The sequence below is a fragment of the Rhizobium sp. R635 genome (assembly GCF_002211285.1).
Classification (GTDB): Bacteria; Pseudomonadota; Alphaproteobacteria; order Rhizobiales; family Rhizobiaceae; genus Rhizobium.
On record NZ_LOKX01000003.1, the window covers coordinates 182,192 to 202,097 of the forward strand.

Here is a 19,906-nt window from a genome sequence, read left to right on the forward strand (position 1 = left end):
CCCAAAATGAAAACGGCGGGGAAATCCCCGCCGTTTCAATGCTATTCCGAAAAGGACTGATTACGCCATGGCCTTCTGCAGGTTCTGGTCGATCTTGTCGAGGAAGGCGGTGGTGGAGAGCCACGGCTGATCGGGGCCGATGAGCAGCGCCAGGTCCTTGGTCATGAAGCCGGATTCGACGGTGTCGACGCAGACCTTTTCCAGCGTCGAGGCGAAGCGGGCGAGCTCGGCATTGTCGTCGAGCTTGGCGCGGTGTGCGAGGCCGCGGGTCCAGGCGAAGATCGAGGCGATCGAGTTCGTCGAGGTTTCCTGGCCCTTCTGGTGCTGGCGATAGTGGCGGGTGACCGTGCCGTGGGCGGCTTCGGCTTCAACCGTCTTGCCGTCGGGCGTGAGCAGAACCGAGGTCATCAGGCCGAGCGAGCCGAAGCCCTGGGCGACGGTATCGGACTGGACGTCGCCGTCATAGTTCTTGCAGGCCCAGACGTAACCGCCAGACCACTTCAGCGCCGAAGCGACCATGTCGTCGATCAGGCGGTGTTCGTAGGTGATGCCGGCTTCCTTGAACTGATCCTTGAATTCGGTCTCGTAGACTTCTTCGAAGATGTCCTTGAAGCGGCCGTCATAGGCCTTGAGGATGGTGTTCTTGGTCGACAGGTAAACCGGCCACTTGCGCATCAGGCCGTACATCATCGAAGCGCGGGCGAATTCGCGGATCGATTCATCGAGGTTGTACATGGCCATGGCAACGCCGGCGCCCGGAGCGTTGAAGACTTCCTTCTCGATGACGGTGCCGTCTTCGCCGACGAACTTGATCGTCAGCTTGCCCTTGCCGGGGAATTTGAAGTCGGTGGCGCGGTACTGGTCGCCGAAAGCGTGACGGCCGACGACGATCGGCTGCGTCCAGCCGGGAACGAGGCGCGGAACGTTGCGGCAAATGATCGGCTCGCGGAAGATGACGCCGCCGAGGATGTTGCGGATCGTGCCGTTCGGGCTCTTCCACATTTCCTTGAGGTTGAATTCCTTGACGCGGGCTTCGTCAGGCGTGATCGTCGCGCACTTGATGCCGACGCCGTACTTCTTGATGGCGTTGGCGGCATCGACCGTGACCTGGTCGTTGGTGGCGTCGCGGTTTTCCACCGAGAGGTCGTAATAGTCGATGTCGAGGTCGAGATACGGATGGATCAGCTTGTCCTTGATAAGCTGCCAGATGATGCGTGTCATTTCATCGCCGTCGAGATCGGCGACGGGATTGGCGACCTTGATCTTCTTCATGTATCTGCCTCGTAAGCTTGGAAGGGAAGGGTTGTCCCGGCTGGGTGATGTAATCCGGAGCGCTATAGCATTGTGAGCCGGGAACGCAAAGCTGCAACGGGCAGGGACGTGACGTTTTTGCCGCCATTGCCAAGTGCCGGAAAATGGCTACCCTCCGCGGCATAAGCCTGCCCCGAGTCCCGGACATTTTGCCATGAAGAAGATCGCCGTTCTCGCCGGCCTCGTTGCCGCCGTGTCTTTCGCACCTGGCCTTTCGCTTGCGGCCGATGCGACTGTACCGGTCAAGGAAATTATGCAGGACACGCAGAAGAACTGGGCGAGCGACGCCAGCGACTGGATCGATATTTTCGAAGAAAGCATACTCGGCCGGCTCTACAGCAAGGACTTCGGCGACAAGTACAAGGCAGCCGCCCAGAACCCCGCGGCCGACGAGGACGGCATTTCGCCCTTCGACTATGACGTGATCGTCAACGGCCAGGATGCCTGCCCGCTGCAGGACCTCTCCATCGAAGGCGGCCAGCCGGCAAACGGCACGACGGAGGTGACGGTGAAATTCAAGGCGGCGACCTGCATGGAAGGCGCACCCAACAAAGATGACGTCACGACCGTGCGTTTCGAGGTGATCGAGGAGAACGATAAATCCGTCATCGATGACATCATGATCCAGGGCGAAGAGGGTCAGGGGCCGACCTCGCTCAAGGAAACCATGGGGCTGATTGCCAAAGGCCAGTAAGCGCACGGCATCGGGGAGTATGTCGCCGGTGGTTTGATTTCCGCTCGCGCGGCGGTATCTATCGATCCTTCCATGGCATGAGGGGATCATGCATCTGTTTTCCGGTTTTCAGTTCCGCGACTGGCTGCTTGCCAACGATCCGGCGCTTTCGCGCCTGCGCATGGCGACGCGGGTGACGCTGACGATCGTTCTCTCGTTTCTGATCCTGCTTGCCATCAAATCCGTTATCTGGCCCTTGCCGACCGCAGCCTTCGGCCTCGGCATCGTATTGTCGATCGAAGGCGGAGTGGCGGTGCGCGACAAGGGCAATGCACGCCAGCTGGTGACGCGGCTTTTCGGCTGCGCCGTAAGCCTTGCCGTCGTCGGCATCGCCGCTGGGCTCGAGGATCGCCGCTTTCTCTCAGATCTGGTCTTCCTTCTGATCATCCTGCTTGCATCGGCGGGCCGCGTGTTCGGGCCGCGCGGCTTTGCGATCGGCATGTTCGCCTTCACCTCCTATTTCATGGGTGCCTATTTCCGGCCGTCGCTTGCCGAATTGCCTGCCGTGGCGGTCGGCCCCGTTGTCGCGGTACTCGTCGGCCATGTGGTGAGGGCGGTTCTCCTGCCCGATGATTGGCGGCGCGATCTGCTGCGCTCGCTCGAAAGCGTGCGGGGACGGATCAACCAGATCCTCTTCAAGCTCGCAGCCCTTGCCGGCAGCGGTGCTATCGGCGATGCCGACCGGCAGGAGCTGCGCCAGCTGGAAGAGCGGCTGAAGGAAGTGGTGCTGATGGCCGAAACCTTCATCCCACGCCCACCCGCCGGTGTCTTCGACGGTGCCGCCGATCCCGCCGCGGAACTGGCGATCCGGCTCTTCGATGCGCATCTTGCCGCCGAGAGCGCCATCGTGCTGAGCTTCCAGAGCCCGCCGCCCTTCGGGCTCGTCCACGCCGCGATCGAGGCGGATGCGGCGGAGCTTGCAAGATATGAGGGCATGGCCGAGACCGTCAAGGATGAGCCGCAGGGCGAAACCGTGCGGGCGCTTCTCTGGCTCGGCGAGGCGCGGCAGCAGCTGACCGAGGCGATCGTCAAGGGGCAGGCCTCCGGCTTCTCGGGCATCGAGGTTTTCGAGGACACGGCGCCGCCCCAGCCGATCGACTTCTCTTTTGCCAACCCGCTGCTGCGTTCGGCGTTCCAGATCACGCTCGCTTCGGCGATCGCCATGAGCTTCGGCCTGCTCCTGTCGCGCGAGCGCTGGTTCTGGGCCGTACTTGCCTCGTTCCTCGTCTTCACCAACACCAATTCGCGCGGCGATACGGCGATGAAGGCGTTGTCGCGCTCGCTCGGCACCGTGTTCGGCATCGCCATCGGCCTGGTGCTTGCGACGCTGATTTCTGGTGAACAGGCGATCGCCATTCCGGTCGCGGTCGTCTGCATCTTCCTCGCTTTCTATTTCCTGCAGGTTTCCTATGCGACGATGACCTTCTTCATCTCGATCGTGCTCTGCCTGGTCTACGGCATGACCGGCGTGCTGACGCTCGATCTCCTGAAGTTGCGCATCGGGGAGACCATGATCGGGGCCGCGGCCGGAACGGCGGTCGCCTTCGTGGTGTTTCCGGCGCGTACGCGCGGCGCTCTCGACGCAGCACTCGCACACTGGTTCCAGGCACTGCGCGATCTGCTCGGCGCGATCGGCGAGGGCAAGCGCGGCTTCGAGCTGATCGCGCTGTCGCAGAAGATCGATGCCTGCTACCGCGACGTGACGGTGGCGGCCCGGCCCCTCGGCTCTTCCTGGTCTGTGGTGACGCGACCGGGCCAGATCCGCCAGACGCTGGCGATATTCCTCTCCTGCACCTATTGGTCGCGCATCCTGGCGAAGAGTTACGACGCGCCAGCCGTCGACGATGACCAGAAACGATTGATCGCGGCGGATCTGGCGCTGATCGACGATGCGGCCCCGCGCGGCTCGACCTGTTTCGTCATTGAGCGCAAGGCATCGCGGACGACAGGACGGCACCTGCCGGTGTCGCGCGAGGGCGCCAGGGTGGGGCTCGAAATGATCGGTTCGGCGCTGGAAAGGCTCTATCCGCGGGCCGACACCTTGCCGTTTGCGCCGGGCGAGGCTATTGCGCGCTCGAAACAGGGATAAGACCATGGCAGGCACGAACAGCGAGCGTCAACTTCTGGCCGAAGGGCCGGCCATCATTCTGGTCGAGCCGCAGATGGGCGAGAATATCGGCATGGTGGCGCGCGCCATGGCGAATTTCGGCCTGGCGGAACTGCGCCTCGTCAATCCGCGTGACGGCTGGCCGAACGAGAAGGCGCAGGCGACCGCCTCCAAGGCCGATCACGTGATCGAGGCAACGAAGGTCTATGACACGCTGGAGCAGGCGATCGCCGACCTCAATTTCGTCTATGCGACGACAGCACGCAGCCGCGACAACTACAAGCCGGTGCGCTCCCCGGTCTTTGCCGCGCAAACGCTGCGCACAAGGTTCCGGGCAGGCGAGGCAACGGGCATTCTCTTCGGCCGCGAGCGTTGGGGCCTGACCAATGAGGAAGTGGCGCTGGCTGACGAGATCGTGACCTTCCCGGTCAATCCCGCCTTCGCCTCGCTGAACATTGCGCAAGCCGTGCTTCTGATGTCCTATGAATGGATGAAGTCCGGCATGGAAGATCTGGAAGCCGTGCCGTTCCAGGCGCTCGATCAGCGGCCTTCCACCAAGGAGCAGCTCTTCGGCCTGTTCGACCAGCTGGAAGAAGCGCTCGATTCGCGCAACTATTTCCATCCGCCCTCGAAAAAGCCGAAAATGGTGGACAACCTTCGCGCTGTTCTCTCCCGCCGGGCCTTCACTGAGCAGGAAATCAGCGTGCTGCGCGGCGTCGTCTCCTCCCTCGATCGCTTTTCGCGGAACAGTCCGCGCAAAGGCGGTTTCACCAGATCCGGCAAGGAAGCGCCAACCGATGACAGCGCCGACCAATGAGCTGAAACCCGTCCTCGTCTTCGATTCAGGCATAGGCGGGCTGACCGTGTTGCGTGAGGCGCGCGTGCTGATGCCGGAGCGCGGCTTCATCTATGTCGCTGACGATGCGGGCTTTCCCTATGGCGGGTGGGAAGAGCAGGCGCTGAAAGACCGCATCATCGGGCTCTTCGGCAAGCTGCTTCAGGAGCACGATCCCGAAGTCTGCATCATCGCCTGCAACACCGCCTTCACGCTGGTTGGCGCCGACCTGCGCGCGGCCTTTCCCCAGATGACCTTCGTCGGCACCGTTCCAGCGATCAAGCCGGCGGCGGAGCGCACCCGCTCGGGCCTGGTCTCGGTGCTGGCGACGCCGGGCACCGTAAAGCGCGCTTATACACGCGATCTCATCCAGTCCTTTGCGCAGCAATGCCATGTGCGGCTCGTCGGCTCGGAAAACCTTGCGCGCATGGCCGAAGCCTATATTCGCGGTGACACCGTCTCCGACGAGGCGGTGCTTGCCGAGATCGACCAGTGCTTCGTCGAGAAGGACGGCCACAAGACCGATATCGTCGTGCTTGCCTGCACGCATTATCCGTTCATGGCGAATCTTTTCCGCCGGCTTGCGCCCTGGCCGGTCGATTGGCTCGATCCGGCCGAAGCGATTGCCCGGCGCGCCCGGACGCTGGTGCCGCTGGTTGCCGATGCCGTGCATCCCGACAGTTTCGATTTTGCCGTCTTTACGTCAGGGAATCCGGATTTTGCCACGCGGCGATTGATGCAAGGGTTTGGCTTGAGGGCGTGAAGGAATTGTCCTGTGGGTTGGCGAAATCCGGTCCTGAAAAACGGTGCATTCTTTGATAGACGGGGCGGTGTCGTTTCGGAAGAATGGCGCTTCGTTCATGTGAGTCTCTTCGCCGCGAGGATCAGCATTGCAGGTTGGCATCGATATGGGATTGGCGTCCGGCGCTCCGGCGACACTCGATATCGAGGAGTTGCTGGCGACCCGTCTGCTCGTGCAGGGCAATTCCGGCTCCGGCAAATCGCATCTCCTGCGCCGACTGCTGGAGCAATCCGCCCAATGGGTGCAGCAGGTCATCATCGATCCCGAGGGTGATTTCGTCACTCTCAGCGACCGGTTCGGCCATGTCGTCGTCGATGGCGAGCGCACCGAGGCGGAATTGGCCGGCATTGCCAACCGTATCCGCCAGCATCGCGTTTCCTGCGTTCTGACGCTCGAAGGGCTCGATATCGAGCAGCAGATGCGCGCCGCCGCCGCCTTCCTCAACGGCATGTTCGATGCCGATCGCGAATATTGGTATCCGGTCCTCGTCGTCGTGGACGAAGCGCAGATGTTTGCGCCCTCCGTCGGCGGTGATGTCTCGGAAGATGCGCGCAAGATGTCGCTGGGGGCGATGACCAACCTGATGTGCCGCGGCCGCAAGCGCGGGCTTGCCGGGGTGATCGCGACGCAGCGGCTCGCCAAGCTTGCCAAGAACGTCGCGGCCGAAGCCTCGAACTTCCTGATGGGCCGCACCTTCCTCGATATCGACATGGCGCGCGCCGCCGACCTGCTCGGCATGGATCGGCGCCAAGCCGAAATGTTCCGTGACTTGAAACGCGGCAATTTCGTTGCCCTCGGACCAGCCTTGTCGCGTCGGCCGCTGCCGATCCAGATCGGCGCGGTGGAGACCTCGGCGCGTTCCTCCAGCCCGAAGCTGATGCCATTGCCGGACGCACCGCAGGATGTCGAAGACCTGATCTTCACGCCGGATCCGGAAGAATTCCAGCGTCCGCTCGTGCGCCGTGCTCCGCCGGCGCCCCGACCGACGACGGATATCCTGGCCGAACTCTCACGCTCGACGCCGGCGGCATCCCCAGCGCCTGTCGAGGCGAGGGCGAGCCAGGCCGAGATTTCGCCAGAGGAGCGGGAAGAGCGCCTTGCCGGCGTGCTTGCCGAAATACTCGACGATCCCGCATCGGCCTTCCGCACCGATTCCGTGCTTTATCAGGACTTCCTCGTCCGGCTGCGCATGCGCCGCGTGCCGGGGCCGCCGATCGCGCTGCCGGATTTCCGCCGGCGCGTGGCGATCTCGCGCTCCGGTGTCAATGCGACAACAGCTGCGAGCGATGAGTGGGCAACGGCGCTGTCGTTGTCGGCAGGCGTCACCGATGACCTGCAAGGCGTCTTCCTGATGCTCGCCAAGGCGGCCGTCTGCGGGGAAGCGTGCCCGTCGGATGCGCGCATCGCCCGCGCCTACGGCACCCATTCCGCCCGCCGCGCCCGCCGTCTGCTCGGCTATTTCGAGGAGCAGGGGATCGTCGTCGTGCATACGGATTTCTCCGGCAAGCGCATCGTGGCGTTCCCTGATATGAACTGCCAGACAGCACCCGGCGACGCGAACGCGCCGGATAGCGGCGACCAGCCTCTGGCTGCGGAATAGTGGCGCTTTTGATCTTTGGCGCTGTTGACATTTTCATGACGGCCCTCTAAAGACCGCGCCAAGCACCGGGCAGCAATGTCCGGTGTTTCATTTGACATGTCCCGTGGATCGTTCCTGTTCGCTAACCGGAGCATCCTGTCAGGTCTCGAAAGAGGTCAGAGGAGGGCGTGTTTCCTTCGCGCGGTTTGGTAACAAGCCGCCATAAACATTTGAAAGGAAATGCGATGAGCAAGCGCGAATCGTCCAAGTACAAAATTGACCGCCGTATGGGCGAAAACATCTGGGGCCGTCCGAAGTCTCCGGTGAACCGTCGCGAATACGGCCCGGGCCAGCACGGCCAGCGCCGCAAGGGCAAGCTTTCGGACTTCGGTGTGCAGCTGCGCGCCAAGCAGAAGCTGAAGGGCTACTACGGCGACCTGCGCGAAAAGCAGTTCCGCGCGATCTTCGCCGAAGCCGACCGCCGCAAGGGTGACACCTCGGAAAACCTGATCGGCCTACTGGAATCGCGCCTCGACGCGATCGTCTATCGCGCCAAGTTCGTTCCGACGGTCTTTGCTGCCCGTCAGTTCGTCAACCACGGCCACGTGACCGTCAACGGCGTGCGCGTCAACATCGGTTCCTACCGTTGCAAGGCCGGCGACGTCATCGAAGTTCGCGAGAAGTCGAAGCAGCTCGTGACCGTTCTGGAAGCCGTCAGCCTCGCCGAGCGCGACGTTCCCGAATATATCGAAGTCGATCACAACAAGATGGTCGCCACCTACGCACGCGTTCCCACGCTCAGCGACGTTCCGTTCCCGGTCGTCATGGAGCCGCATCTGGTCGTCGAATTCTATTCGCGTTAAGAAACACCAGGCGTTTTCGCATATGGAAAAGCCGCTCTTTTGGGCGGCTTTTTTGTTATCCGGAGAGAAGCGATGACGGATTTGCAGGCGACCCTCGACAGCATCTACAGCGATATCCTGCCACGTATCGGCGAGGGTAAGGTCGCCGACTATATTCCCGAACTCGCCAAGATCGATCCGCGGCAGTTCGGCATGGCGATCATCACTGTCGACGGCAAGGTCTACCGTGTCGGCGATGCCGATATCGCCTTTTCGATCCAGAGCATTTCGAAGGTCTTCATGCTGACGCTGGCGCTTGGCAAGGTCGGCGAGAGCCTGTGGAAACGCGTCGGGCGCGAACCTTCGGGATCGGCTTTCAACTCGATCGTCCAGCTCGAGCATGAGAGCGGCATCCCGCGCAATCCTTTCATCAATGCCGGCGCAATCGCCGTGACCGATGTCGTCATGGCCGGCCATGCGCCGCGCGAGGCGATCGGCGAGCTTCTGCGCTTCGTGCGGTATCTCGCCGATGACGAGTCGATCACGATCGATGACAAGGTGGCGCGGTCGGAGACGCAGACCGGCTACCGCAATGCCGCGCTTGCCAATTTCATGCGCGCCTATCGCAATCTCGACCACCCCGTCGACCACGTGCTCGGCGTCTATTTCCATCAATGTGCGCTCGCGATGAGCTGCGAGCAGCTGGCTCGCGCCGGGCTGTTCCTGGCGGCGCGCGGCAGCAACCCGATGACCGGTCATTCGGTGGTCTCGCCGAAGCGGGCGCGGCGCATCAATGCACTGATGCTGACCTGCGGCCATTACGACGGTTCGGGCGATTTCGCCTATCATGTCGGCCTGCCGGGAAAAAGCGGCGTTGGCGGCGGCATTTTCGCCGTGGCGCCCGGCATCGCGTCGATCGCGGTATGGTCGCCAGGGCTGAACAAGGTCGGAAATTCGCAGCTTGGCGCCGTGGCGCTTGAGATGCTTGCGGCGCGAACCGGCTGGTCTGTTTTCGGCGATTGACGCTGTGTTGCCGAGCGGCTTTCTGCTAAGGCAGGTCTGGGATCTTCGATAGGACGGAGCAATGAATATCGCAGCCAATATCGCGGATGATCTGGAAACCGGCGAAGCCGACAGCGGTATCGGCCATGCGCTGTTTTCCGATGCGCCGCGCTCGGTTTCCTTCAACAAGCTGCGCAAACGGCTGCTCAGGCAAGTGCGCCAGGCCTTCGACGATTTCGACATGCTGAAGGGGCAGAAGCGCTGGCTCGTCGGCCTTTCCGGCGGCAAGGATTCCTACGGACTGCTGGCGCTGCTGCTCGATCTGCAATGGCGCGGCCTGCTGCCGGTGGAGCTCATCGCCTGCAATCTCGATCAGGGCCAGCCGAACTTTCCCAAGCATGTTCTGCCGGATTATCTGACGAAGATCGGCGTGCGGCACCGAATCGAATATCGGGATACCTATTCGATCGTGAAGGAGAAGGTGCCGGAGGGCGCGACCTATTGTTCGCTCTGTTCGCGGCTGCGGCGCGGCAATCTCTACCGGGTGGCGCGGGAAGAGGGCTGCGACGCGCTGGTGCTCGGCCACCACCGCGAGGACATTCTCGAAACCTTCTTCATGAACTTCTTCCATGGCGGACGGCTCGCCTCTATGCCGGCTAAGCTTCTGAATGACGAAGGCGACCTGATGGTTCTGAGGCCGCTTGCCTATGCTGCCGAGGACGACCTTGCCAGGTTCGCCGCCGCCATGCAGTTCCCGATCATCCCCTGTGATCTCTGCGGCTCCCAGGACGGATTGCAGCGCAATGCGATGAAGGACATGCTCGCCGATATCGAGCGGCGCATGCCGGGGCGCAAGGACACGATGCTGCGGGCGCTTTCGCATGTGAACCCATCGCATCTGCTCGATCCCAAACTCTTCGATTTTTCCAGCCTTGGCGTCACCGATCCTTCATGAAAGGCCGGCTATGCAGGCTGTTTATTGCATGAAGGACAGATTTCGCATGACTATATCAGACACGGACATTCTCTTCCTCGGCGAGTGCGTCAAGCAGGCGGCGCGCGCCGAAATCATGCCGCGTTTCCGCAATCTCGGCGCAGCCGACGTCTCGGAAAAGACCTCGGCGACCGATCTGGTGACGCAGGCGGATCTGCTTGCCGAACACAGGATCACAGCTGCGCTGAAAGAGCGTTTCCCCTCGGCGCTCGTCGTCGGGGAGGAGGCCTACGACGCCGATAAGTCGGTGGTGCCGGCGCTTGCCGATGCCGAGCTTGCCTTCGTCATCGATCCCGTCGACGGCACGTTCAATTTTGCCGCCGGGCTTCCCGTCTTCGGAACGATGCTTGCGGTCACCGTCAGGGGCGAGACAGTCGCCGGCATCATCCACGATCCTGTTCTCGGCGACACGGTGACGGCGATCAAGGGGGCGGGCGCCTTCCTGACGCGGCAGGACGGGCAATCGAGCAGGTTAAAGGTGGCCGAGCCCGCCGCAGTGAACCAGATGGTCGGCGGCTTCTCGTGGGGGCATATGGAAGATCCGGATCGCTCTCGGATCTGCGCCAACATGGCAAAGGCCCGGATGACCTTCGCTTTCAACTGCTCGGCCTATGAATATTGGATGGTCGCCTCCGGCAAGCTGCATTTCATCGGCCATGCGAAGCTGATGCCCTGGGATCATCTGGCTGGCGTGCTCGCGCATCAGGAAGCCGGCGGCCATACGGCGAAATTCGACGGAACGCCCTATCGTCCGGGCGAGACGACGGGCGGCATCATCTCCGCGCCCGATAGGGAAAGCTGGCAGCTGATCCGGCGCGAGATCGTCGGCATCTGATTTGAGGCCTTTCCCAAAGGCCGGACCGAAAGGATTTGATATGACTGCGACTGTCGATGTGACCGTGCTTGCCGATCTGCTGCGCCGTGCGGCGCAGGCGGAGATCCTGCCGCGCTTTCGCCGCCTCGGTGGGGAGGATGTCCGTGCCAAGAGCGAGGCGACGGATCTCGTCACCGAAGCCGACGAGCAGGCCGAGCGGATGATCAAGGCGGAATCGGAAAAGCTCTGGCCTGACGCGCTGTTCCTCGGCGAAGAATCGGTCGCGGCCGAGCCGGCGCTGCTCGCAAGGCTCGCGGATGCGGACCTTGCGATCGTCGTCGATCCCGTCGACGGCACGTTCAATTTCGCGTCCGGCATTCCGGCCTTCGGCGTGATGGCCTCCGTCGTATCGGGCGGCGAGACGGTCGCCGGCATTATTTACGATCCGATGGGCGACGACTGGGTGATGGCGGAAAAGGGCGGCGGAGCATGGCTGCGGCGGCCGGATGGCGAGGCGCAGCGCCTGCGCACGGCCGAGCCGGTTGCGCTCGACCAGATGGTCGGCATGGCCTCCACCGGATATCTGGCGCAAGAAAAGCGGGCCGAGATCCTCGGCAATCTCGCCAAGGTGCGCTTCCTCACCAATTATCGCTGCGCGGCCCATGAATACCGCACCTTTGCCGGTGGGCATGTGCATTACCTGATGTACAACAAGCTGATGCCCTGGGATCACCTTGCCGGCACGCTGATCTCGCAGGAGGCCGGCGCCCATGCGGCGCGTTTCGACGGCTCGCCCTATTTGCCGCACCATCTCGACGGCGGGCTGCTGGTGGCTCCCGACAAGGCCTCGTGGGAGATGTTGCGGCGTGAGGTCTTTACGATCTGATAAGCCGACCGTTGCAAGGCCGGTTGCAGACGTTGAATTGCGGCCGGCACCCGTGAGCTCAAGTGTAGACCTTTTCCATCAGGAAGTTTTCCAGACCTTGGCCGCGCTTCTCGACGATTTGTCCCGTCAACACGCGGAACCCTTTCCGTTCGAAAAACGGGCGGGCGGTTCTGCTCGCTTCCGTGTAAATTCTGCGGAACCCCAGTTTGAAAGCCTCTTCCTCGACCCTGCGCAAGAGGCGGGTCGCCACGCCGACGCTCTGAAACTCGGGGTGCACGAACATCATGTCCAGGCACCCGTCTTCCGTCAGATCGGAGAACCCTGCAGGCCTTCCATCGACTTCTGCGATCCAGGCTGGCCTGCTTATCCTTCGCTCCGCCCATAAGCTGGGGTCTTCCACTTTTGCCCAGGCCTCGATCTGGGCAGGCGAATAGTCTTTCGACGAAACTTCCCGGATGGAGCGCAGAAAAATCTCGATCGTCGCGTCTGCGTCGCCTGCCGTGTATGGTCTGATCAGAATTCGGTCGTCCATCGATTATGTCTTTCACTCACCGATCCGAGCTACGACAAGATAGCGAGGATCTGTTGCCACGCACGTTGCCCCCAATTCGGAGTCGGATTCATCGGTTCCGCCATGGGCATGCAACGATGATCGGGGTGTCGCTTCGCCCGGAAGCAAAATGCGATGCCCTGCGTCTTCTCCCAATAAAAGCCGAGTTCTTGAGCCTGAACCAGCACGCTGCTGGACAATGGATGCGGCGAAAGTGGCGCGAACGTTTCAGTGTGCGACGCCTGGTTCCTCGTGTGCCCTCACGATGGCATCCGCTTCCTTGCCGTATAGCTCCTCGAAGTGATCGAAGGTCTTGGAAAAGTAACCAATGCCCTGCGTCGCCGAGCGCAGCGCCCGCGCCAGATCGTCAAGTGCGCCGCCCGGAACAAGTGCCCGGAAGATGTCCCATCCCTTCGCGGTTTCATCCCGGTCGAAGCCGAGAACCTGACCCTTGAGAGCGGAGACGATCTGGACGAGGCTGCCGGAATAGATCGACGGAATGTGAATTTCGCTGCGGAAGACCGGTTGCATTAAAACGGCCGCCCCTTCGGAAAGCGCCTGTCGCACCCCCATTTTCGACGCGGTCCTGAAGGCGTGTTCCGAACTGTCGACGGCATGGTGCTGACCATCGAACAGCGTTACGCCGACATCGATGACCTGGAAGCCGAGCGGCCCTTTCTCCATCGCTTCGCGCGCGCCTGCTTCGACGGCAGGGATGTAGTTGCGCGGAACGACGCCACCCTTGACGGTCTCGCTGAAGGTGAAGCCCCGGCCGCGCTCGTTGGGGCGAATGCTCAGCTTCACATCCGCGAATTGACCGGCCCCGCCTGTCTGTTTGCGATGCCGGTAGTGAACCTCGGACGGCTTCGCGATTGTCTCGCGGTAGATCGGGCTGGGCGTTCGATCGGTTACGTCGATGTGAAAGACGTCGGACAGGGTTCGGCAGAGATCGCGCAGATGTACCGGGCCCTGGGCGCGGACGAGCTGGGCGCCGGTGCCTTCCTCCTGCAAAACGACAAGACCGCGATCCGTCTCGGAAAGTTTTGCCAGCGTTTCGGAGAGCTTGTTTTCATCGCGGTCGCTGCCCGGGACCAGGATCCTTTCAAGCATCGGCGTAGGTGGCTCGGTCCATTCGGGCGGGGCGACCGTCGCGTCTGATGTCAACAGCGACGGGACGGGCAAGCGGTCGGACTTGACCGTTGCGAAGACATCCCCCGGTGCAGGCACCATCGGCGAGCTGGACCGTCCGTTTGCGGGGTCCTGCACGGCGCCGAGGCTGGAGCCGCCCAGTAGTGCGCCTTGCCGCAGTCCCTCACCGAACGCACGCACCAGCACCGTCTTGCCGATATTCTGACGATGATAGGCATGAAAGCTCACGGCGGTCAGCTTGTTTTCATCGACATTGCCCGCGCGAGCCAGGCGCTGTCTGAGAATCCCTACCGGCGGCGCCTCGTGGCGCATCGCCTTCATCAGCCTCATCATGCCGTTGCCGTGACTTGCGGCACCGATCAGGACTGGAATAATCCTGTTTTCCCTGAGAACCCGCGATGAAATGGCATAGAGCGCGTCGCTGGGCGGCTCGCGATCTTCGACCAGTTCCTCGAGAAGCCAGTCATCGAATTCGGACAGGTGTTCCAGGAGCTCGCTGCGCGCTTCGTGCTCGCGCTCGGCAGCACTTTCGGGGATTGCGATCAGCGCCGAAGTCTGGCCTTCCCGGTAGCGCCACGCCCGTTCCGAAATCAGATCGCAACTGCCTACGATCTTGTCTCCCTCGCGGATCGGGATCTGGCGAAGCAAAAGCGTGTGGTTGGCGTAGTCTTGAAGCGCGGCGATCACGTCCCTCAGCCGCCCTCTCGGTTCGTCCATTCGGTTGACGAAGAGGATGCACGGCGTCCCCGAGGCTTCGACTATCCGCAGATAGGGCGCGGCGAGCACAGCCTCCTCGGGTGCCGATGAAACGCACAGGATGCAGGCGTCGCTGGCAAGAAGCGCGTGCTGTGCATGCGCCAACGCTTCGTTGGGTCCTGGCGCATCCAGCGCACACCACGCCTCGTTTCCAAAGGTGAATTCTGTGAGGTTCAATCCATAAGGGGACTTGGACTTTCTCGGCGCCCCCTCCAGGGAGCCGAGCTTTTCCACGACTGTTGATTTTCCGGTCTGCGAGGGTCCAAGCACGGTAAAGCAGCGCATCGCATTCCTCCAACTGCCATAAACACAATTTTCAGCCATCATAGGATGCCCTGAACCGCTGCAAGGCGCCAGAGGTGTTCGGTTTCACAATGCTGACCTGGAGACGTAGGAGCTGAGACCCGAGGGCTGAAAAAGCCGGAGTGCCTGTCTAGAAGTGAGCCGCACCCGCATCGAGCTGCGGGCTGTCCCCTGGGTGCGTGAAGAGCTTGCCGTTTTCCGCCCAGAGGGTGGCTGCGATCGTGAGGAGGCCGAAGAGCGCGAAACCGGCGAAGAGGGGCTGCACCGTGCCGTTGAACATCTGGCCGACCAGGCCGCCGAGGATGGTGCCGAAGGTCGTCGAGACGAAGCCGGTGACGGCGGTCGCCGTGCCGGCGAGATTGCCCATAGGCTCGAGGCTGATGGCGGTGAAATTGGTGGCGATCAGGGCAAACATCATCAGTACGACGGTGAAGATACCATAGGCGAGGGCGAAATCCGGCTTGCCGGCCAGCGAAATGATGAAACCGACAATCGATAGCGCCGTGAAGATCAACAGCGCGGCGTGCGAGATGCGGCGCATGCCGAATTTACGGACGAAGAAGCCGTTGGCGAAATTGGCGAGGGCGATGCCGCCGGCGGTGGCCGCAAAGGCGATCGGCAGCCAGTCACCGAGACCGTAGACCTCGCCGAAGACCTGCTGCACCGAAATCACATAGGCGCTGATGACACCGGTAAACATGGTGAGGCCGATCATGTAGCCGCAGGTGATGCGGTTGGTGAGCACCGTCTTGAAACCATCCATGACGGAGCCGACCGACAGCGGCAGCCGCTCTTCCGGCGGCAGCGATTCCTTCAGACGCAGAAGCGCCCAGACGAACAGGATGGTGGCGATGACGCCGAGCAGGATGAAGATCCAGTGCCAGTTGGCATAGAGGATGATCAGCTGGCCGACGGAGGGGGCGACGATCGGCACGATCATGAAGACGATCATGACATAAGACATGACGCGGGCCATTTCGCGGCCGCCGAAGCAGTCGCGCACGATAGCCATGGTGGTGATACGCACCGCCGCGCCGCCCACGCCCTGGATGAAGCGCATGACCAGCAGCATTTCGAAGCTGCCGGTTGCTGCGGCGGCAAACATCCCGACCACGTAGCAGACGAGGCCGCCGAGCAGGATGTTGCGGCGGCCGAACGTATCCGAAAGGCTGCCGAAGAATATCTGCGAGATGCCGAAGCCCAGGAGGAACACGCCGATGATGAGCTGCGCGTCGTTGGTATTGGTGACGCCGAGGGAATGGCCGATATTCGGCAATGCCGGTAGCATGCTGTCGATCGCCATGGCGACGCTGGCGGTCATGATGGCGATGGTGACGACGAACTCGCCGAAACCCATGCCGATGCGGCGGGAGCCCTGGTTTTCCTGGTGCGGTTTGTGCGGCGGCGTCATGTGGAGATATCCCGTAGGCGAATGAGGCCGGTCGTTCAGACGGCCGGGTTCTGCTGGTGGAAGAGGCGGCCCTTCTCGGCAATCAGCACGAAGATCAGCCCGACGATCGATACGGCGAAATAGCCGGCGACCATCGGCAGCGCGGTGCCGTCGAAGGCCTGGCCGATGCCGGCGCCGATGATGGCGCCGCCGACCGTGCTCATGAAACCGAGGACGGAGGAGGCGGTGCCGGCGACATGGCCGAGAGGCTCCATGGCGAGCGAGTTGAAATTCGAGCCGATCCAGCCGAACTGGAACATGGCAAGGCCGAAGAAGGAGATGAACAGCGCGAAGGGCATCGGCTCGGAGCTCGCCATCTGGACGATCAGCCAGATGGTGTTGATGGCGATGAAGCCGAGCAGCGAACCATGTGACAGGCGGCGCATGCCGAGCTTGCCGACGAAACGCGAATTGAAGAAGGACGACAGCGACATGAAAATCGCGACACCGGCAAAGGCGAAGGGGAAATAGACGCCGAGGCCATAGATGCCGACATATATCTGCTGGGCGGAATTGATGAAGCCGAACAGCGCGCCGAAGATGAAGGTGCTGGCGATGGTGTAGCAGAGCGCCACGCGATTGGTCAGCACCAGCTTGAAGGCGCCGAAGATCGAGCGGGCGGTGAAGGGGCGGACATTCTGCGGATGCAAGGTCTCCGGCAGGCGGAGATAGGCCCAGACGCCGATCGCAGTCGCCATGGTTGCGATGAAGAGGAAGATCAGGTGCCAGTTGCCGAAGAACATCACCACCTGTCCGGTGCCTGGCGCAATCACCGGCACGATCATGAAGACCATCATGATCAGCGACATGACCTCGGCCATCTGCCGGCCGCCATAGATGTCGCGGACGATGGAGATGGTGATAACGCGGGTGGCGGCTGAACCGATGCCCTGGACGAAGCGCAGCACCAGCAGGCCGGCAAATGACGGAACGAAAACGATCCCGATGGCGGAAACGATATAGATGACGATGCCGGTCAACAGCGGCGCGCGGCGGCCGAAGCGATCGGAGAGCGGGCCGTAGAAAAGCTGGGCGCAGCCGAAGCCGAGAAGATAGGAGGAGACGACGAACTGGCGGTGATTCTCGCTTTCGACGCCGAGGCTGGCGCCGATCTGCTGCAGGGCCGGGAGCATGATATCGATCGCGAGCGAGTTGATGGCCATCAGGAAGGCTGCAAGCGCGATGAATTCACGCTTGCCCATGGGCAGGCGGCCCGCGGACACGGCTTGGGATGAATCTGTCACAATGAAATTCCCATAAACAGGCTAAGGCGCTGCTCACCGCAGCGCCTCGGACTCGAGAAACAGATTTGGAAACCGGACGGACGCCCGGTGACCGGTCAGGCGGCGCCGCGAACGGTGACGCCGTTTTCCTGGAGATGCTGCTGCAACTCACCGGCCTGGAACATCTCCCGGACGATGTCGCAGCCGCCGATGAACTCGCCCTTTACATAAAGCTGCGGGATCGTCGGCCAGTTGGAATAATCCTTGATGCCCTGGCGGATTTCCGAATCGGCGAGCACATTGATGCCCTTGTAGTCGACTCCGATGTAATCGAGAATCTGAACGACCTGTCCGGAAAAACCGCACTGCGGAAACTGCGGCGTGCCCTTCATGAAGAGGACGACGTCGTTGCTCTTGATTTCATTGTCGATGAATTCGTGAATGCCGCTCATAGGACCTGATCCTTTCAACGGGCGAGTTAAAGGCCCGCCGTTTCAATCGTTTCCCTTAGATAGCATGCGACAGCAGGAATTCCAGCCGCCCGAACCAAAAAAAGACCAATCTGGTCAGACCACTTCGGGATTGTTGCCGTCGCGTGACGGTGGGCGAGATGCAGTGCTTTTCTCAGTCGCGGCGTTGACGGCTGCGGCCGGCGGCGGTGCGGCGTTTGCTGACCTGTTTGCGGACTGGTTTGCGTTTGGCCGTCGTCGTCTTGCGCGCAGCCGTTGTTGTTGTCGTGGGGCGGGTCCTGCGCCTGCTGCGCTTCCTCGTGACCCGGCCGGTGGTTTTCTTCAGGATTTCCTTCAGCACTGTGTCGACGACGCCTGATATCAATTCTTTGACAAGATCGGCCACAAAACCTCTCCGTTCGTGGTGGAAACGACATGCCCGCTATTGAATTCCGGAAGAGTTCGGTTAGCAAGACGCCTTCGAGACCATCCCTGCTTTTTCGTCGATATCGGCACGGCAGCAGGATCGCAGTAGCATGCCGGCTATCGACCCGGCCGAAAGAGTGGAATGAAACTGATCGAGAAGCGGGTCGTCCTGCATTTCCCGGGCTTCGAGCCCCTCGACGGCGCTGCCCACAGGGCTCGCTATGAGCGCTCGGCCAGGCAGAGCGCCGCGGTGTGGGGCTATTCGATCGAGACGGGAACGCCGGAGGCGGGAAGCGATCCCCTCAGCTTCGAGGTGATGACGAGCGAGGCGATCGGCGGCGGGTCGGATTCCCATAGCTGGCAGACGAAGAGCCGGATCCACATGGTCGAGCATGATGTGCTCGTGCGCCGGCTGCGCAGCCGCAGCACGGTAAGCCGCATCATCGCGGGCTTTCGAAGCTGCGTTGAGATCATGCTCGAGGGCGGCATGCGGGGATATTTCCGCCATGCCTGGCGTTTCGGCCTGTTCTTCCTGTTTCCCTTCCTGCTGACAGCCCTGGCGATCGCGTTGACGGCGCAGATCGCTCTCCTGCCTTATGGTCTCGGCTTCCCGGCCTGGCACATGCTCTGGAGCGGATCGCTGGCGCTTTGCTTCTTCATCTTCGCCTTCCTGCCGTTTTCCGAGCGTTTCCATACGCTGCATCTCTTTGCCGATTGGGAAATGGCGGTGGCGCTCGGCCGTATGGACCAGGCTGAATTCAACGACTGGCTGGAGGGCCGGGCCGTTGCCGTGCGCAAGGCGCTCATGGAAGAGGCGGATGAATATGTGATCTCGTCGCACAGCATGGGATCAAGCGTCGCCGCCCATGTCATCGGCATTCTGCTCGAAAGGGAGCCGGAGATCTTCAAGGGCAAGCGCGTCGTGTTTGCCACGCTCGGCAGCGCGGTCCTGCAATGCGCACTCTTGTCATCGGCGAAGCTGCTTCGCGCCCGCGTCGGGCTGATCGCCCGCTGTCCCGAGATTTCCTGGCTCGACGTGCAGTGCCTAACGGATTCGATCAATTTCTACAAGGTGCCGGTCGTTGCCGTCTGCGGCCATGCCGATGCGCCCCCGGCGAAGATCCTTCTCATCCGCGTCAAGCAGATGCTGACGGGCGAGCATTACCGCAAAATCCGCAAGGACCAACTGCGGGTCCATCGCCAATATGTGCTCGGACCGGACATGAAATCCTCGTTCGATTTCACGTTGCTCACCGCCGGCCCGATGCCGGCTTCGGTCTTTGCCTATCCGGAGCAGGACAAGCTGCCGGCTTAAGCCGCCGTGACTCCAGCTCACCGAGGTGTCCGGATCAATGCGCGCTCACCACGACCTCCCTCATTCCTGTGACTTCCCTCGGATCGAGTCCGAGGACAGGAATGAGGGGTGGAGAGGTAGCGGCCAATCCTAGATTTTCAATCCGGCGCGGAGGTCTGCAGGGCGAGCGCGTGCAGCACGCCGCCCATATTGCCCTTCAGCGCCTCGTAGACCATCTGGTGCTGCTGTACGCGGCTCTTGCCGCGAAAGACTTCGGCGACGACTTCGGCGGCGTAGTGGTCGCCGTCACCGGCCAGATCGCGGATCGTCACTTTGGCACCGGGAATCCCAGCCTTGATCATGTCTTCGATATCGCCGGGTTTCATGGCCATGATCGTTAC

At 61.9% G+C, this 19,906-nt stretch carries 19 protein-coding genes and 1 pseudogene; 11 read left to right on the forward strand and 9 right to left on the reverse strand.

From position 1 onward, the window contains the following. Window positions 1-60 precede the first annotated feature (60 nt). Complete coding sequence (locus tag ATY78_RS04770) at window positions 61-1,272, reverse strand: NADP-dependent isocitrate dehydrogenase (RefSeq protein WP_088681193.1); 1,212 nt, start codon at window positions 1,270-1,272, stop codon at window positions 61-63. Window positions 1,273-1,465: 193 nt separating this feature from the next. Here ATY78_RS04770 and ATY78_RS04775 point away from each other — a divergent pair, with 193 nt between their 5' ends. From ATY78_RS04775 to ATY78_RS04820, 10 genes are all read left to right on the forward strand, one after another. After that, window positions 1,466-2,005 (forward strand): hypothetical protein, encoded by a 540-nt coding sequence (locus ATY78_RS04775; RefSeq protein WP_088681194.1) that lies wholly within the window; start codon window positions 1,466-1,468, stop codon window positions 2,003-2,005. Window positions 2,006-2,093: 88 nt separating this feature from the next. Continuing rightward, window positions 2,094-4,133 (forward strand): FUSC family protein, encoded by a 2,040-nt coding sequence (locus ATY78_RS04780; protein WP_088681195.1) that lies wholly within the window; start codon window positions 2,094-2,096, stop codon window positions 4,131-4,133. Window positions 4,134-4,137: 4 nt separating this feature from the next. Continuing rightward, the gene (locus tag ATY78_RS04785) at window positions 4,138-4,968 is read left to right on the forward strand and encodes an RNA methyltransferase (RefSeq protein WP_088681196.1); all 831 of its coding nucleotides are present in this window, start codon (window positions 4,138-4,140) and stop codon (window positions 4,966-4,968) included. Next, window positions 4,949-5,749: a glutamate racemase gene (murI, locus tag ATY78_RS04790; RefSeq protein WP_088681197.1), complete on the forward strand. Its 801-nt coding sequence runs from the start codon at window positions 4,949-4,951 to the stop codon at window positions 5,747-5,749. The genes ATY78_RS04785 and murI overlap by 20 nt, the downstream gene beginning before the upstream one ends. A 127-nt stretch (window positions 5,750-5,876) precedes the next feature. Next, on the forward strand, window positions 5,877-7,388 hold the full coding sequence (locus ATY78_RS04795; RefSeq protein WP_088681198.1) for an ATP-binding protein: 1,512 nt from the start codon (window positions 5,877-5,879) through the stop codon (window positions 7,386-7,388). A gap of 224 nt (window positions 7,389-7,612) precedes the next feature. Further along, window positions 7,613-8,230 carry a 30S ribosomal protein S4 gene (gene rpsD / locus ATY78_RS04800; protein ID WP_088681199.1) on the forward strand — a complete coding sequence of 206 codons (618 nt, stop codon included), beginning with the start codon at window positions 7,613-7,615 and terminating at the stop codon, window positions 8,228-8,230. A 72-nt stretch (window positions 8,231-8,302) separates the two neighbouring features. Continuing rightward, window positions 8,303-9,232 carry a glutaminase gene (locus ATY78_RS04805; protein ID WP_088681200.1) on the forward strand — a complete coding sequence of 310 codons (930 nt, stop codon included), beginning with the start codon at window positions 8,303-8,305 and terminating at the stop codon, window positions 9,230-9,232. 61 nt (window positions 9,233-9,293) lie between these two features. Next, complete coding sequence (ttcA, locus tag ATY78_RS04810; RefSeq protein ID WP_088681201.1) at window positions 9,294-10,166, forward strand: tRNA 2-thiocytidine(32) synthetase TtcA; 873 nt, start codon at window positions 9,294-9,296, stop codon at window positions 10,164-10,166. 46 nt (window positions 10,167-10,212) lie between these two features. Then, the gene (locus ATY78_RS04815) at window positions 10,213-11,040 is read left to right on the forward strand and encodes an inositol monophosphatase (RefSeq protein ID WP_088681223.1); all 828 of its coding nucleotides are present in this window, start codon (window positions 10,213-10,215) and stop codon (window positions 11,038-11,040) included. A 40-nt stretch (window positions 11,041-11,080) separates the two neighbouring features. Continuing rightward, window positions 11,081-11,905 (forward strand): inositol monophosphatase family protein, encoded by an 825-nt coding sequence (locus ATY78_RS04820; RefSeq protein ID WP_088681202.1) that lies wholly within the window; start codon window positions 11,081-11,083, stop codon window positions 11,903-11,905. A gap of 58 nt (window positions 11,906-11,963) precedes the next feature. On the opposite strand, the gene ATY78_RS04825 is transcribed toward ATY78_RS04820, so the two are convergent. From ATY78_RS04825 to ATY78_RS04855, 7 genes and pseudogenes are all read right to left on the reverse strand, one after another. Further along, a complete protein-coding gene (locus tag ATY78_RS04825; RefSeq protein WP_088681203.1) occupies window positions 11,964-12,437 on the reverse strand; it encodes a GNAT family N-acetyltransferase in 474 nt (157 codons plus the stop codon). Window positions 12,438-12,466: 29 nt separating this feature from the next. Then, a pseudogene (locus tag ATY78_RS28775) lies at window positions 12,467-12,668 on the reverse strand (acyl-CoA thioesterase); the annotation flags it as partial. Between the two features lie 15 nt (window positions 12,669-12,683). Beyond that, complete coding sequence (locus ATY78_RS04835) at window positions 12,684-14,645, reverse strand: elongation factor G (RefSeq protein ID WP_088681204.1); 1,962 nt, start codon at window positions 14,643-14,645, stop codon at window positions 12,684-12,686. Window positions 14,646-14,793: 148 nt separating this feature from the next. Then, on the reverse strand, window positions 14,794-16,074 hold the full coding sequence (locus ATY78_RS04840; protein ID WP_088681205.1) for a multidrug effflux MFS transporter: 1,281 nt from the start codon (window positions 16,072-16,074) through the stop codon (window positions 14,794-14,796). Between the two features lie 35 nt (window positions 16,075-16,109). Then, window positions 16,110-17,315, reverse strand: a complete 1,206-nt coding sequence (locus ATY78_RS04845; protein ID WP_088681224.1) for a multidrug effflux MFS transporter — start codon at window positions 17,313-17,315, stop codon at window positions 16,110-16,112. Window positions 17,316-17,452: 137 nt separating this feature from the next. Continuing rightward, window positions 17,453-17,788, reverse strand: a complete 336-nt coding sequence (grxD, locus tag ATY78_RS04850; RefSeq protein WP_009994514.1) for a Grx4 family monothiol glutaredoxin — start codon at window positions 17,786-17,788, stop codon at window positions 17,453-17,455. Window positions 17,789-17,960: 172 nt separating this feature from the next. Further along, window positions 17,961-18,191, reverse strand: coding sequence for a hypothetical protein (locus tag ATY78_RS04855; protein WP_088681206.1), 231 nt, complete (start codon window positions 18,189-18,191; stop codon window positions 17,961-17,963). A 162-nt stretch (window positions 18,192-18,353) separates the two neighbouring features. Between ATY78_RS04855 and ATY78_RS04860 the strand changes: the two genes are divergently transcribed. Further along, window positions 18,354-19,526, forward strand: a complete 1,173-nt coding sequence (locus ATY78_RS04860) for a hypothetical protein (protein WP_088681207.1) — start codon at window positions 18,354-18,356, stop codon at window positions 19,524-19,526. Window positions 19,527-19,663: 137 nt separating this feature from the next. On the opposite strand, the gene ATY78_RS04865 is transcribed toward ATY78_RS04860, so the two are convergent. Then, entirely contained in the window at window positions 19,664-19,897 is a 234-nt protein-coding gene (locus ATY78_RS04865; RefSeq protein ID WP_010010652.1) for a BolA family transcriptional regulator, read from the reverse strand. Window positions 19,898-19,906 lie beyond the last annotated feature (9 nt).

Bases quoted from the DNA above. Each gene is read 5' to 3' on its own strand.
- ATY78_RS04820 (WP_088681202.1), top strand. From the start codon at position 11,081: ATGACTGCGACTGTCGATGTGACCGTGCTTGCCGATCTGCTGCGCCGT.
- ATY78_RS04835 (WP_088681204.1), bottom strand. From the start codon at position 14,645: ATGCGCTGCTTTACCGTGCTTGGACCCTCGCAGACCGGAAAATCAACA.
- rpsD (WP_088681199.1), top strand. From the start codon at position 7,613: ATGAGCAAGCGCGAATCGTCCAAGTACAAAATTGACCGCCGTATGGGC.
- murI (WP_088681197.1), top strand. From the start codon at position 4,949: ATGACAGCGCCGACCAATGAGCTGAAACCCGTCCTCGTCTTCGATTCA.
- grxD (WP_009994514.1), bottom strand. From the start codon at position 17,788: ATGAGCGGCATTCACGAATTCATCGACAATGAAATCAAGAGCAACGAC.
- ATY78_RS04770 (WP_088681193.1), bottom strand. From the start codon at position 1,272: ATGAAGAAGATCAAGGTCGCCAATCCCGTCGCCGATCTCGACGGCGAT.
- ATY78_RS04845 (WP_088681224.1), bottom strand. From the start codon at position 17,315: ATGGGCAAGCGTGAATTCATCGCGCTTGCAGCCTTCCTGATGGCCATC.
- ATY78_RS04805 (WP_088681200.1), top strand. From the start codon at position 8,303: ATGACGGATTTGCAGGCGACCCTCGACAGCATCTACAGCGATATCCTG.
- ATY78_RS04785 (WP_088681196.1), top strand. From the start codon at position 4,138: ATGGCAGGCACGAACAGCGAGCGTCAACTTCTGGCCGAAGGGCCGGCC.
- ATY78_RS04825 (WP_088681203.1), bottom strand. From the start codon at position 12,437: ATGGACGACCGAATTCTGATCAGACCATACACGGCAGGCGACGCAGAC.
- ATY78_RS04780 (WP_088681195.1), top strand. From the start codon at position 2,094: ATGCATCTGTTTTCCGGTTTTCAGTTCCGCGACTGGCTGCTTGCCAAC.
- ATY78_RS04815 (WP_088681223.1), top strand. From the start codon at position 10,213: ATGACTATATCAGACACGGACATTCTCTTCCTCGGCGAGTGCGTCAAG.
- ATY78_RS04775 (WP_088681194.1), top strand. From the start codon at position 1,466: ATGAAGAAGATCGCCGTTCTCGCCGGCCTCGTTGCCGCCGTGTCTTTC.
- ATY78_RS04860 (WP_088681207.1), top strand. From the start codon at position 18,354: ATGAAACTGATCGAGAAGCGGGTCGTCCTGCATTTCCCGGGCTTCGAG.
- ttcA (WP_088681201.1), top strand. From the start codon at position 9,294: ATGAATATCGCAGCCAATATCGCGGATGATCTGGAAACCGGCGAAGCC.
- ATY78_RS04865 (WP_010010652.1), bottom strand. From the start codon at position 19,897: ATGGCCATGAAACCCGGCGATATCGAAGACATGATCAAGGCTGGGATT.
- ATY78_RS04840 (WP_088681205.1), bottom strand. From the start codon at position 16,074: ATGACGCCGCCGCACAAACCGCACCAGGAAAACCAGGGCTCCCGCCGC.